Below are 14,343 nucleotides of genomic sequence, written 5' to 3'. Positions count from 1 at the left end.
CCCGCCTGTCCGACCGCAAGACCGCACCCAAGCAGCCCAAGCCGCCCGAGCCCGGCTGGCGTGAGAAACAGGCCCGCCAACACCAGCGGGCCGAACGCATGACCAAACGCTACGAATAACAGCGAATAGTGGAGGTGGGGTCAGTGGCCGGATACGAGATCGGAACCGCCTGGGTCCAGGTCGCCATCTCCACCAAGGATGTCGCAAAGGATGTCCACTCCCAGCTCGACAAGGCCCTCGGCGGCAACGCCACCGACAAGCTGGGCACCAGCGTCGGACAGCGCCTAGTCCGCACCATCGGCAACGCCATCGCCAAGACCCCCGCCGTCGCCCGAGCGCTCGCGGCTTCGATTAAGTCTGGGGCGGAGACGATGCGGCTGATCGGCATGTATGCCAAGGACGCCGCCAAGGTCACGTTGGCTCAGCTTGGGCCTGTCGGTACTGCCATCAGCAGCCTTGCCAAGACGGTGACTGGGCCGTTGGCGAAGTCCTGGAGCACGGTGTCTGCTGGTGCGACTAAGGCTTGGGGCAGTATCCGTAGCGGGGTGACCGGGGTTGCGAAGGCTGTTACCTCGAAGGTCTCGGGGATCACTACGGCCTTGGGTAGTAGCGCGGTAGGCAAGATCGTCAAGGCGTGGCAGCCCGTAGGACAGGTGATCGGGGCCGGGTTCAGCAAGGCTGTATCCGGTCTTGGCGGTGTTCTGGCGTCGGCTGGCGCCGGGGTTGCCTCGGTCGCCTCCCGGGTCGGTTCTGCCGTCGGGAATGCCCTGTCGTCTGCGGTCTCTGTCGGGGTTAAGGCTGCTGGTGTCGCGGTGGCCGCGCTTGGCGCGACGATCGCGACGAATCTGTCTCGCGCGGTGAGCCGTGCGGACACGCTGTCGAACTTCCCGCGGATCATGGCGAACATCGGCTACTCCGCCGACGATGCCCGCGTACAAATTGACCGCATCGCTAAGTCCCTGGATGGGCTGCCGACGGCTACGAACGCGGTAGCTCTGACCGTGCAGGGCCTGGCCCCGCTGACCGGCAGCCTGGAGAAGGCAACCGATGTCAGCCTGGCCCTGAACGATGCTCTACTCGCTGGCGGCGGCTCGGCGACGGTTGTTGAGAACGCTATGGAGCAGTACCGCCAGATGCTCGCGGTCGGCACCGTGGACATGGCGGCGTGGCGGTCCATGCAGTCCGCGATGCCCGGTCAGCTGGACCAGATGGCCCGCGCCCTCCTGGGGGCCACGGCGAACTCCTCGGACCTGTACGACGCGATGAAGGAAGGCACGGTCTCCTTCGAGGACTTCAACGCCGCCCTTGTGCAGCTGGACTCTGAGGGGATTGACGGCCTGGCCCCCTTCCACGAGCAGGCGTTGACCTCCACGGCGGGCATTTCGACTGCCTTCGAGAACGCGCGGAGCCGTATCGCGGCGGCGATCACCAAGGTGATCAACGTCTTCGGTGTGGACAGCATCTCCGCGGCGATCAACGGGTTCACGGCGAACTTCTCGACCTGGGGCGACACGGTTGCCGAGAAGGCGCAGATCGTGAAGGAGTGGATCTCCGACACGGTTGTGCCTGCCTTCGAGGGCATGAAGTCGATTCTGCTTGACGGCGAGTTCACCGGGCCGATCTTCGGCCAGGCAGAGGACAGCGGCCTCGTCACCTTCCTCATGTCCGTGCGTGAGGCGGTCATCGCCGTGAAGAACGGCTTCGAGGCTGCCAAGCCCACCCTTGAGTCCATCTGGGCCGGGGTGAAGGGGTTTGTGGCGGAGGCCGGCCCTAAGATCGGTGAGGTGCTGACCCGTGTGGTGCAGCTCGTCCCGTCGATCATTAGAGGCGTCTCCTCGGTGGCGCAGTGGCTGGTGAGGAACAAGGACTACGTGGCCTCGATTGCGGTCGCGATTGGTGCAGCCGTGGTGGCGTACAAGACCTGGACCACGGCGCTGAACGTCTACAAGGCCGCGCAGAACGCCGCCAAGGTCGCTCAGATCGCGTTCAACGCGGCGGCTAACGCGAACCCCATCATGCTGGTGGTGACAGCTATTGCTGCCCTAGTAGCAGGGTTGTGGTTCTTCTTCACGAAGACCGAGACCGGCCGCAAGATCATGGACAAGGTCTGGACCGGGATCAAGAACGTGGTCGGCGGGGTCGTGTCCTGGTTCAAGGACACTGCCCTCCCCCTACTGCAGGGCGCCTGGGACGGGATCAAGAACGGCGTCAGCACGGTTGGCGGCGCGGTCTCCACCGTCTGGGACGGCATCAAGACCGCCGTGAGCACGGTGGTGACGTGGTTCTCCGCCAACGTCGTCCCCGTGTTCCAGACTGTGTTCAACGTACTCAAGACGGTGTTCTCGACCTTCGTCACCGTGGTCAGCACGGTTTGGAACGGCATCATGGGAGCCGTCCGCGTGGTTGTGGACTGGTTCAACACCTATGTCACGCCCGTCATCACGGTCTTCGTGGGCATGGTGATGGCCGGGTTCGCGCTGCTGGCCGTCGCCGTGAAGGCGGTCTGGGACGGCATTCAGGTCGCAATCAACGTGGTTGCTACCTGGTTCTCGACGACTCTTCAGCCGATCATCCAGGAAGTCGTTGACCGGATTAAGTCCGGCTTCGATGCACTCATGACCGCGGTCTCGACCGCCTGGGACGGTATCAAGACCGCGATCAACGTGGTTGCTACCTGGTTCTCGACGACTCTTCAGCCGATCATCCAGGCGGTGATCGGCAAGATCAGGGCCGGGTTCAACACCATGAAGACGGCGGTCTCGACCGCCTGGAACGGCGTCAAGACCGCAATCAACGTGGTTGCGACCTGGTTCTCGGGCACGCTGTGGACCAGCATCAACAACGTGATCAGCAAGATCAAGACCGGTTTCAACACCATGAAGACCGCGGTCTCGACCGCCTGGAACGGCGTCAAGACCGCAATCAACGTGGTTGCGACCTGGTTCTCGGGCACGCTGTGGACCAGCATCAACAACGTGATCAGCAAGATCAAGACCGGTTTCAACACCATGAAGACCGCGGTCGGTAACGCCTGGAACGGCATCAAGTCGCTGGCCGCTAAGCCGGTCAACTTCCTGATCGGCACCATCTACACCGACGGCATTAAGAAGCTGGTCGATAAGCTGACTAAGGCGGTCGGCCTGAATATCACCCTGCCCGCGGTGGCGAAGATTCCCGGCTACGCCTCCGGCGGCGTCCTCCCCGGCTACACGCCCGGGAAGGACATCTACCATTTCGTCTCCCACGATGGGGGCGGCGCCCTGGCGCTGTCTGGTGGTGAGGCGATCATGCGGCCAGAATGGGTGCGCGCCGTCGGCGGCCCCGCAGCGGTTAACGCGATGAACAAGGCCGCGGTCGGCGGGGGCCGGCGTGGCCTGTCCGCCATCGGGGACCGCGGCTACCAGCAATTCTTCCTCGGCGGCATCTGGGACAAGGCCAAGAGCACAATCGGCGGCGGCATCAAAGGCGTATCCGATTGGCTCTCCAACACGGTCGAGGCGGCGGCCGAGATCATCGCCGACCCGATCGGCGCCGTCACCGAGCTGGTGCGCAAGCCCGTGGACGCCCTCATGGCCAATTTCCCGGCGGCCGGCATGATCGGGGACGCGATCAAGACGATCCCCGGCAACACGATCACCTCCATCGGTAACTGGCTCAAGGGCAAGACCGAGACGCTCGGCACCGGGTCCGCGCCGGTGGACTTCGCCAAGACCCTTCTGGGCACCCCCTACGTGTGGGGCGGCTCGAGTATTCCGCCGGGCCTGGACTGCTCCGGGCTCGTGTATTACGCGCTGAACAAGACGGGGCACCCGGCGCCGCGCCTGACCGCCGCCGGCTACCAGGCCGTCGCCACCCCCGTGACCACCCCGGTCGCGGGCGACGTCGTGTTCTGGGGTAACCCGGCCTATCACACCGCCTGGTATGCGGGGAACGGCCAGATCGTGGAGGAGCCCGGCGTCGGCCGCTACGCGATCCAGCGGGCGGTGTGGGGCAACCCCACCTACGGGCGCCTGAAGTACGACTCCGGCGGCCTCCTGCAGCCGGGTTTCACCCTGGTGGAGAACGCCACCGGCAAACCCGAGCCGGTCTTCACGTCGGGCCAGTGGTCAGAACTCGTCAACCGACCGGCATTCCCGGAGACGGTCGTGCTGTCCGTGGGCGACAAGGAGTTCACCGCCTATGTGGACGAGCGGGCCACGGACGTGGCCGTCAAGGCCATCAACCACGCAATCTGACGGAGAGGGGGCACCTCGTGACTATCACTGGCTGGATCGGCGCCACCTCAGGCCTACCGTCCCTATACCTTGAGACCGGCACAACCACTTCCGTGTACGCCGGGGAGCGTCTGCTCGACGTCGTGGACGCCGGCGCCCATCTTATGGCGGACGCGCTCGCGGAGCCCGGGGTATCGACCGTGTACACGGCTGGGGCGGAGTCGGTGACTCTGATCCGCCCGGAGGGTGCCTGGTGGGGCGTACACGTGTGTGATGCGTCCGGCCGGTCGGTGCCGGGCCTGGCCTACAGGTCCAACCAGGATCCCGTGTCCTGGACGTCGACCGTAACGCGGTTCAACCGCCGTGTGGTGAGGTGGGCGATCGAGGACGAGCCTCGCACCGGTGAGGGCGTGATCGTGCTCGACGATCCCGACCGTGAGGAGGCCCTGTGGAGGGTGCTGCAGTCGCATGGCCTCGTCTACCTGGTGCCTGCATCCCGGACGGCCGGGGTGCCTCCCCGCTGCGTGACGGTTGATTCAGCCAAGCGGACACGCCTGTCTGATGACCTGATCGAGGTCACGGTGGCGTGGACCGAGGCGTCGCCGGTGTCCGAGACGGCTGGCCTGGGAGCCGTCCCGGTGACGACGTGGGGCGAGTGGCAGGCATACGCTGACGCTCACGGTGAGGGCGGCTGGCAGGACTACAGCGCCCTGCAAGTGGCCCGGCTGGTGCAGGGGATGCCGGCATGAGGGCCGGGCCGTCCCTGGACGTGCTCGCCGGCGGCGTCGGTGTGGGCGTGGAGGTGTCGTCCGTACGCGGCGACGTCGTGCTTGCCACCAGCATCCCGGTCGACGCCGTGAAGATCGAGGCCACCGCATCCCGGACCGTCCCCACCCAGGTAACCTTTAACGCGCCTCCGGGCTGGGTGCCAACCGACCCACGGGACGCGCTAGGAAACTTCGGGCAGCGCGTGCAGGTCGTCTACCTGGTAGACGACCACGGTCGGCTAGAGCGTATACCGCTGGGCTGGTACCTCATCGCCTCCTGGAACGAGGGCACCGACACCGTACAGGTAACGGCCCTGGACCTGCTGCAGACGCTGGAGGAGAACCCGTTCGCGTGGGGGTCCTCCCCCGCTGCGGGGGCCACGCTGCGCACTGAGTGCCAGCGGCTGGCTGGCACGCTCCCGGTCATCCTCGACGACGGCGTGGACGACGTATCGGTGTCGCCCAAGAGTCAGTGGGGGACATCTCGGACGGAGGCGGTGCGTGACCTGTGTGCGGCAAAGGGCGTGGGCTACCGGGTGGGTGCTGACGCCTGCCTGCACCTGTACCCGCTGGGTGATGGAAGCCGACCGGTGGCACAGTACACGGCGACCGACCTGCTCGTGGATGCTCCCCGCAGTAGCGTCGACCGCCGCCCCAACCGCATCTACGTCACCGGCACGCACACCGAGTCGGTCACTCGCGGCAAGGAGACGGTGGAGGTCGAAACCAAGTGGACCGGCACCGCGACGGCCACGGCCGAGCCGTATGACCCGGATACCTACGGGTGGGTCACAGACCACCGAGAGTTCTCCTCCGCCACATCCCGGTCGCAGGTGCAAGCAGCTGCGGAGACCTACATGCGCAACGCCGTGTCCGCCACCACCAGCCGGTCCCTGGAAATCGTCGCAGACCCACGTATTGAGCTCGGGGACGTCATCAGCGCCGTCGTCACCCACCCCGACGGCCCCGAATTCCTGACCGGTCGGGTGACGGCCTACAGCCTGCCAGTCGGAGACCCCGCGGGCACCATGCGGATCGATATTGAGGAGATGACCTGGTGACCAGCAAGAGTCTATGGATCGACGCACTACCGGCATCATCCAGTAAGGCAAGCGCCTCGCTGAACGCAACCGCCACATCCGGCAACACTGCCGGCGGATGGACGACAGCGACCGTGGTCGCCGTGAACGACGACGGCACTGTCCGGGTGCGCTTCGAGGACGGCACGGAGCAGACCGGCCCATCCGACGGCGGCGTAACGCAGGTCGGTGCGGTCGCCGTCGTGACCCTGGACGGCTCCGGCCGGATCACCCAGGTGGTCTGCCCTACCGTCCTGGACGACACCCAGGCACCAGTCGCCACCGGCGCCAACGGTGAGCAAATCCTCGCATCCCAGCAAGCCGCCGCCGATGCGCTCGCGGCTGCGGCAGACGCGTTCGCGCAGGCGGAGGCCGTGCGTGCCCGCGCACAGGAAGCTTTTGATCGGGCGGAGGCTAGCGCGGCGTCCCTGGAGTCTGCGCGGGCGGAGTGGGAGGCTACGGCGGCGTCTGTGGGGAGCCTGCAGGCCGCCGTCGATGGCTTGGATGCGCGGCTTGAGGCTGCGGAGCTGGTGGCTGAGGATGCGCAGTCGGTGGCCGCCAGCGCGCAGTCCGCGGCCGATTCGGCGGCGGCGGAGGCTGCTGCGGCCCGGCAAGTGGCCGATGATGCCGCAGTGGCGGCGGCGTCTGGTGACGCCACGGCTCGCGCCGCCGCCGAGCAGGCACAGGCGGCCGCCGAGCAGGCCCAGGCGAGGGCGGATCAGGCACGTAATCTCGCTACGTCGGCTCAGTCTGCCGCGGATGCGGCGGCGTCGGCGGCAGAGACTGCCCGGTCTCAGGCGGCGTCGGCGTCGACGGATGCGGAGCGCGCACAGGCTGCCGCGTCGGCGGCGCAGGCGACGGCGCAGGGCGCGCAGGCAGCGGCTGACACCGCGGCCGCCAGGGCGGTGTCGGCGCGGTCAGCGGCGGATAGTGCGGCTGCTGCTGCGGCGGCTGCGGCGCAATCATCGCTGGTGGGTGGATGGACCTGGACCAGCAGCTGGGCCGCGGAGTCACAGCTGACCAAGACCGCCACGGAGATCACCACCACCAACAACGCGACCACTCCGACCGGCACGAACACGCGCGCGTACACGAGGACACCGCACGCGCAGCTGCCGGAAGGGCGCACATACCGGCTGACACTCACGGTCTCCTCCACCGCTGACGCGACCATCTGGGGCGGCGCCTTCTTTTTCACCGCCGACAACACATACGCGTATGCGCACTGGTACTCGCGACCGGTGGCTGCGGGGGCGGACCACGTGGCACTCACGTTTGACGTGCCGGTGGCGTACCGCAATGGTGCCGACCGGGCGCGATTCGTCATGGGCCTACTGGCCGGCGGTGAGCTGCTGACGGTGCATCAGGCGACGATCACGGATGTGACGGATCTGGTGGCTGCCCAGCAGGCTGCGGATGATGCGGCGGCCGTGGCGGTGACCGCGAAGGCTGCGGCCGATAGCGCGGCGGCGGCGGCTTTGGGTGCGCAGGCGACCGCTGACGCCGCCACCGCCAAAGCAACCACGGCGTCGGGCTTGTACACGGTATCTGCCGCGACCCCGACCGCCAGCGACGGTCAGGGTAAGCCTACGGGGGCGATCTGGGAAGTCCGCTCCGGCGGCACATCACTGCGCCGGTACGTGTGGGGCGGATCCTCGTGGACGCAGATCAAGGCCGGGCAGGACTACATAGCGGACAAAGCAATCGGTCGGGCGCAGATTGGGGACGCCGCCGTCGGCACCGCCCAAATCGCCGACGCGTCCATCACGGACGCCAAGATCGGCTCCCTGTCCGTATCCAAGCTCACGGTCACCGACGGGGCGACAATCCCCGTCGCGGTGATGCAGGCAATCCTCGCCGACTCTGCATTCCTGGGCAAAGTGCTCGCGACGTCGCTGACGGTGACGTCGGACAATCTCTTGCCCGACCCGTACTATGACCTGACGTCCAGCACGTGGGTTGGGAGCATCGCCAACCGGTGGGACACGACCACCACCTACCAGGGGCACCCGTATGCGTATCGGATGCCGCAAAACAGCGCGGGCGCCAGCAATATGACCGTCTACGGCGCATGGCTGGGCAACGCGAATTTGGCGCCGTGCACGCCGGGTGACCGGCTGCTCGCGTCCAGCATGTGGTATGCGGATGGGGCCATGCCCACCACCGGGGCGGGCTTCTCCACCCAGGTGTACTTCTACGACTCGTCCAAGACGATGATCAGTGGGGCGTCTGGTAATCAGACCGCCGGACCGAGGGTGGCCCTCGCCGACCACCCGGTCGGTGAATGGTTCAAGGTGGGTGGTGAGGTGCCGGTGACCGTGCCCGACGGCGCCGCCTACATGAGCGTCCGCCCGACCCTGTATTTCACGGCTGGCACCACCCCCACTAGTGCGGTCGCCTGGGTGGGGCATGTTGACCTGCACCGGCAGACCCCGGCCGTGGACATCACCGACGGCGCAGTCACCGCCGCCAAAATCCAGGCGTCGGAGGAGATGTGGGCCAAGATCGGTGCCTTCGCCGCCGTGACTACGGACATGCTCACCGCGGGGGAAGCCACCATCACCGGCACCGCCGTCGTCGGCGACCTCATCGGCAACACGCTCAGGGGCGGCAGCCTGTCTCTACTCGACCAAGAGGCCGCGTCGAACACCGCGACCGCGCTTTGGAAGAACGCCAAGAACGCAAACAACTTAAACACGCTCTTCTCAACGCTTCGGTATTCGCTCACGACAAGCGACACCGGGGTCGTTGTTACTGCGACAGCCGGGGAAAGCACCACCGGGCTTTTTGCGGATAGCGTGAACGGACACTTCCCTGAGGTCGGCCCCACGTTTTCGGTCGGCCCGATCACCCTCACGGCCACCTTCAAGCCAAACTATGCGGCGAAGGGCGTAGCCCTAAAAGTTCTGTCGAATGAAAACCGCTGGTACAGCAGCGGCGGCGTGGACGTCGCTGCCGGGTCAACAGTCACCCTCCGCGTCACTATCCCCGAGGGCGAATGGTGGAACCAGAACCCCACCATCGGCGATTTCAGCAGTTTAAAGGTGCTGCTGGGCACAGGAATGACTGCAGGTAAGACCGCCACGGTCAGCAACATCACCGTGTCATGGCCGCGAATCCTGACAACGGGGCTACAGATATTCCGTGACGAGACCGGCCTGGCCCGCATCGACATCTCCGACTCCGAGGGCAACATCACGACACTCTCGTCGCGTGGAGCAACTGTGCGCGACACGGCGGGAGCCGCAATCGGAACAGTCACATGGCGAAACCTCGTGACTCCGCCTCTCGCATACGCGCTCTCCACCACGAGCCAGTCACTCACCGGGAACACGTGGGTGACCGGATCCATTGTGGGTGGCACGATGAAGCTGGCGGGCGGAGTCACCAACAACAGCAGCCATCTCGTGATACCCGAATCCGGCTTCTACCGGCTTACTGGCCGCGCCAAGTTCGCGTCGGACACGACCGGCCGCCGCGGCGTCGGATTCAGCATCAACAGCGGCGCTGCGAACACAAACACGTTCGCACTCCCAGCGTCCGGCACGCACACGGTCGAATGCAACGCGCTAATGGCCCTGAATGCCGGAGACACGATCGCCCTGAGTCTGTACCAGAACTCCGGCGGCAACCTGAGCTCGCCGGAACGGGAGCTATCAATCCAATACGTCACCAGCGTCTAGCGCCGACACAACAGGAGAAAACCACCGATGACTACCACCAACTATAAGGGTATCCCGGTGCCAGATGCGGGCGACTCGCTGTTGTCCGCGTTCCGGGACATGGCGTCCGTGCTGGGCGTCATCTCCCCGATGGGGTCCATCGCCGCCGCCCGTACCGCTCTCACCGCAGCGGAGAACGCCGGCAGTCCACCCACCAGTGAGCACCCCGCCTACATCGACGTCGGCGGGATCATCTACCGGGCGACTGGCGCCAAGGGCTCCAACCAGGTGTGGGACCTGGCTCCCATCAACCAGACCGAGGGCTACGAGGACACTGTGTCCGCGTCTCTCGCGGGCACAACCATCACCCGTACCGCGGGGTCCCAGCACGCCCTGATCACCTCATCCCTGCCGACCCGGCCCTACAACCGGCTGGTGGTCGCCTGGGGTATGTGCAACCTGGACCCCACGGGCACGATCGGCCTGCGGATGCTCATCCGCAACACCGACGGGCAGACCTCCCGATACGAAACTAATGGGTCTGCTGAGTCGCAGTCGGTGTTCAACATGATGTCGGTGCCCGCCGGCGTTGACCCACAGGTCATCCTCGCCCTGAGCTTCGGCGGGTCGGGCAACTCGTCCGCGAGGCTGTCGGCGGACCGAGCATCCACCAGGCTCGCTGTGCTCGCATTCCCCATCACGATGGCCTAACCAGCCCGCAAAACACTTGAAGGCCCGTTCTCATGGCTGCGGGGCCTTTCATACCCGAACACAACTCAACAGAGAAAGAGAGGCAGCGCCGTGGTAATGCGCGGAATTGACATCGCGTCCTATCAGAAGGGAATAGACCTGTCGCAGGTCCCCTGCGATTTCGTCATCGTGAAGGCGACCGAGGGCACCGGCTACGTCAACCCGGACTGTGCCCGCGCGGTCGAGCAGGCCCTAAAACTCGGCAAAGCCGTGGGCGTCTACCACTACGTCAACGGCGCCGGCGCGACCGCCGAAGCTGAGTACTTCTACTCCCAGTGCAAGGGATGGAACGGCAAAGTCGTCTGGTGCGTGGACTGGGAGTCCGGAGGCAACCGAGCCTGGGGCAACACCACCTACCTGGACACACTCATCAAGCGACTGCGTACACTCACGGGCCGCCCGCCGATGCTGTACGCCTCGTCCTCAGCGTTCCCCTGGACCATCGCGAAGAACAATGACTGCGGCACGTGGGTCGCCCAGTACGCCTCCAACGCCGCCACCGACTACCAGGACACCCCGTGGAACGAGGCCGCCTACTCGTGCACGATCCGCCAGTACTCCTCCACCGGCAGACTGACCGGCTGGAACGGGAACCTGGACCTGAACAAGTTCTACGGCAACCGGGATGCCTGGAACAAATACGCCGGCACCAGTACCGCTACCGCGACCGTCGCCAAGGCATCTACCGCCACAGCCACCGTGAAGACGGCGGCCGCGAAAACCACTGCGGGCACCCTGGACGTGACCGCAATCCAGAAAGCAGTGCACGTGACCGCCGACAACATCGTCGGCACACAGACGCGCACCGCCGTGTCCCTAGTCGCCCAGGCAAGCCGCTGGGGCGGCACCAAGTTCCCCAACGGCGTCGCCGCCACACAACGCGCCGTCGGCGCCACACCGGACGGCATCTGGGGCCCCGCATCCAAGGCCGCCCATGACAACACCGTCAAGGCCATCCAAACGGCGCTCAACGCGCTCGGCTACAAGCTCGACGTCGACGGCATCTGGGGCCCCGCCACCGAGAAAGCTGTCACCGACGCCCTCACCAAGGGCCACCAGGCATAAGCAAAAGGGGAACGTCATGGGGAAGCACGTAGCACTCACCGAGGACCGGACCATCGTCGCGTGGCTGACGCCCGAGCGGCGCAAGGCCCTCTACTCCGCCGTCGCCGCCATACTCGGCGCGCTCGCGGCCCTCGGGGTCATCACCGGCGAGCAGTCCGAAGCGTGGGCGCAGGTGGCCGAGCAGGTCCTCGCCGTCGCCGCCCTCATCCTCGCCGCCATCCACACCGGCGGCGTCTACGAGGCACCAATCGTGGGCACACCGGTGGATGACGACGACGGCACCCCGGTGTCAGGCGCGGACGGTGGGACCGGTGACTGACCCGGCCATCATCACCCCGATCCTCGTCGCCGTCGTCGGCCTCGCCGGCGTCCTCGCGGGCCAGTCCACATCCCGGCGCATGCACCGGGAGGACTACCAGCTCGCCCGCCAGGGCGCGGAGGTGACCACTCTGCGTGCTGTCGTCGAGTCCCTCACCGAGCGCGTCGCCTCCCTCGAGCGGGCGCTAGCCGCCTCCGAGGCGCGCGTGGATGCCCTGGTGGACGCCCGCGACGACGCCCAGCGCGACCGGTGGGCAGCAGTCGACTACGCCCGCCACCTCATCTCCTGGGGTCACGCACTCACGCTCCTCATCCCGGATGAGCTCCCCGCGCCGCCCCAGCCCGAGGCCCCGCCCGCGCTCGCGGACGACCTCTGACTGTCCGCGGACGCAAGCCGCCCCACACCCGGTCGGGTGTGGGGCGGCTATTCGTCTACCCAGAGGGTGGCGAACGGCTACTGCTATGGCTACACCTGGCCGCGCATCCTGCACCGGCAGCCTACGAGTAATCGCTGCTATTACAGCGTTTGCCGGCGCTCCCGCTTGGTCATCGTTGGCGTGTGCGGCGGCCTTTTAATCCGAAGGTCGCGGGTTCGAGCCCCGCGGGGGGCACTGTGGGAAGTCCGGTGCGACGTCGAAGAACGTGCTCAACCCCCAATAATCGCCGTGGCGAGGGCGCCGGTATATCTGTCCGCGAACAGCGTTTGCGAATCCCGTACAGCACCCCGATGGATAACCCCGCCAGAAGCGGCACGAACAGCAGCACTCGAATCGCCCCAGCGGCACTCATGTCTCCCTCTATCAGCATGTCGATAATGCCTTCGAGGAGCAATATGGAAAGCAGCCCGAACAGGACTCCCAGCATATTCGCGAGGACTGCCGCAATATGATGTCGCATCGTTCGCCACCTCCCCGACGCGCAACGCTCTCATTGAATTGAAATCCGCCGCCGGCGCGGTGGAGCCGTTCGCATTCGCTCCACCGCGCCGCTCCTCACCGCTTACGGGTCGCGGCCAGGTAGATGTAGATCGCCACCATGGCGGCGATGATCGAGAGAATCCATCGCACCCAGTCGACGCCGGGAGTATCCCCCACACCGAGCATGTCTGATACGGCGCCGCCAATGAATGCACCCACAGCACCCAGGACGATCGTCCACACAATGGACAGGTTCTGATCCCCTCTCATAATCAACCTGGCGATCGCCCCGATGACGCCACCGAAGATGATCATTCCAATGAGTTCACCCATGACACATCCCCCTTCGGATCGTGCTGAACGATGTGCTCAACGCTACGAAATATCACGTAGAGCACCGGCGCCCTATACGCCTGTAATCAACATACACCACGGCTTCCCGGAAGTGAGATCGCTCTCGCATGGATGCATGAAAGCAACTGCACACCCATAGTTCTACCGTCTTATTCTCACTCGATTCCAGTCGCGCATTCAGGGAATTCACGCATTCGCCGACCTGGCTTAATAAAGGCTGACAAGGGGCCGGCGGATGCCCCACCGCACCGTCCCGCCCGTCCTCACGGGGCGGGACGCCGAGCTGACGTACATGCTGCTCCAGCCCGCCCTCACGGGTCAGGACGGGCTGGAGGCGTTCTCGAGTGCGGCGAGAATTGCCTCGAAGGTTTCCTCGGGAGTGGCGCGGGAGGTGACGGTGACGCCGTCCTCGTCGGCGTCGAGCGGCTGCAGGGTGGCGAACTGGGAGGGCAGCAGGGCCGGGGGCATGAAGTGTCCCTCGCGGTGCTCCATGCGCTCGCGTAGCTCGCTCTGGTCGGCAACCAGGTGAATGAAGAAGACGCGTCCTTCCGCCTGGGACAGCAGCTCCCGGTAGGAGCGCTGAAGCGCGGAACAGGTGACGATCGTCCGAATACCGTGACGCGCCTGCCGGGTCATCCAGTCTCGCAGTGACTCCAGCCAAGGACGCCGATCCGCGTCATCGAGGGGCACACCGCGGGACATCTTGGCGATATTGGCCTCCGGATGGAAGTCGTCCGCCTCGGCCACGGGCCATCCCAGGGCCTGGTGGAGGTTCTCGGCGGCGGTGGTCTTCCCGCATCCGGCGACCCCCATGAGGACGAGATGTTCAACGGGTTGTCTCATAGTCGACCCTTCAGCCTTCATCGCCGATATCGAGTACTACGGTAATGTGCCCCAGCCGCCGAGAACGCTGCCCTGGGAAGCTCCTCACGGGTCGATCGGCGTCCTCGCGGGTTACCCCGCGTGCTTGACGCCCCGGCGGTCAGGGGCCTACAGCGCTGCCGTAGCCGGGAGCCGACGGCGCTGGAGAGTCAGGCCTAGAGCACGGCGGCCGCGAGCAGCACCACGGGCACGAAGCCCGCCGTCGTCAGCAGGACGGCGTCACGGGCGAGCGGCTTGGCGACCCCGTAGCGCGAGGCGTACATGAACACGTTTTGCGCTGTCGGCAGCGCCGCCGTCGTCACCGGCATGAGCAGCGCGTGGCCGCGCAGCCCGAC

Annotated in this window: 11 protein-coding genes; 8 read left to right on the top strand and 3 right to left on the bottom strand. The window is 66.0% G+C overall.

What is annotated here, in order from left to right; translation table 11 throughout:
- Positions 1-143: 143 nt before the first annotated feature.
- From RWX45_RS01415 to RWX45_RS01380, 8 genes are all read left to right on the top strand, one after another.
- The gene (locus tag RWX45_RS01415) at positions 144-4,235 is read left to right on the top strand and encodes a tape measure protein (protein WP_316022008.1); all 4,092 of its coding nucleotides are present in this window, start codon (positions 144-146) and stop codon (positions 4,233-4,235) included.
- Between the two features lie 17 nt (positions 4,236-4,252).
- Positions 4,253-4,963 carry a hypothetical protein gene (locus RWX45_RS01410; RefSeq protein ID WP_316022007.1) on the top strand — a complete coding sequence of 237 codons (711 nt, stop codon included), beginning with the start codon at positions 4,253-4,255 and terminating at the stop codon, positions 4,961-4,963.
- Positions 4,960-6,042, top strand: coding sequence for a hypothetical protein (locus RWX45_RS01405; RefSeq protein ID WP_316022006.1), 1,083 nt, complete (start codon positions 4,960-4,962; stop codon positions 6,040-6,042). The genes RWX45_RS01410 and RWX45_RS01405 overlap by 4 nt, the downstream gene beginning before the upstream one ends.
- Positions 6,043-6,590: 548 nt before the next feature.
- The gene (locus RWX45_RS01400; RefSeq protein WP_316022005.1) at positions 6,591-9,743 is read left to right on the top strand and encodes a hypothetical protein; all 3,153 of its coding nucleotides are present in this window, start codon (positions 6,591-6,593) and stop codon (positions 9,741-9,743) included.
- Between the two features lie 27 nt (positions 9,744-9,770).
- On the top strand, positions 9,771-10,433 hold the full coding sequence (locus tag RWX45_RS01395; RefSeq protein ID WP_316022004.1) for a hypothetical protein: 663 nt from the start codon (positions 9,771-9,773) through the stop codon (positions 10,431-10,433).
- Positions 10,434-10,529: 96 nt separating this feature from the next.
- Positions 10,530-11,537 (top strand): GH25 family lysozyme, encoded by a 1,008-nt coding sequence (locus RWX45_RS01390; RefSeq protein WP_316022003.1) that lies wholly within the window; start codon positions 10,530-10,532, stop codon positions 11,535-11,537.
- A gap of 16 nt (positions 11,538-11,553) precedes the next feature.
- Positions 11,554-11,856 (top strand): hypothetical protein, encoded by a 303-nt coding sequence (locus RWX45_RS01385; RefSeq protein WP_316022002.1) that lies wholly within the window; start codon positions 11,554-11,556, stop codon positions 11,854-11,856.
- The gene (locus tag RWX45_RS01380) at positions 11,849-12,232 is read left to right on the top strand and encodes a hypothetical protein (RefSeq protein WP_316022001.1); all 384 of its coding nucleotides are present in this window, start codon (positions 11,849-11,851) and stop codon (positions 12,230-12,232) included. The genes RWX45_RS01385 and RWX45_RS01380 overlap by 8 nt, the downstream gene beginning before the upstream one ends.
- 615 nt (positions 12,233-12,847) lie before the next feature.
- Here RWX45_RS01380 and RWX45_RS01375 read toward each other — a convergent pair.
- The 3 genes from RWX45_RS01375 to RWX45_RS01365 all read right to left on the bottom strand — a co-directional run.
- Positions 12,848-13,105: a GlsB/YeaQ/YmgE family stress response membrane protein gene (locus RWX45_RS01375; RefSeq protein ID WP_316022000.1), complete on the bottom strand. Its 258-nt coding sequence runs from the start codon at positions 13,103-13,105 to the stop codon at positions 12,848-12,850.
- Positions 13,106-13,444: 339 nt separating this feature from the next.
- A complete protein-coding gene (locus tag RWX45_RS01370; RefSeq protein ID WP_316021999.1) occupies positions 13,445-13,969 on the bottom strand; it encodes a gluconokinase in 525 nt (174 codons plus the stop codon).
- A 194-nt stretch (positions 13,970-14,163) separates the two neighbouring features.
- On the bottom strand, positions 14,164-14,343 hold a 180-nt coding region (locus RWX45_RS01365), incomplete at its 5' end, for an AEC family transporter (RefSeq protein WP_316021998.1).

It is taken from the genome of Actinomyces sp. MRS3W, assembly GCF_032465695.1.
Lineage (GTDB): Bacteria > Actinomycetota > Actinomycetes > Actinomycetales > Actinomycetaceae > Actinomyces.
Note: the sequence above shows the minus strand (reverse complement) of the source record. Positions and strands in the feature narration are given on the sequence as shown.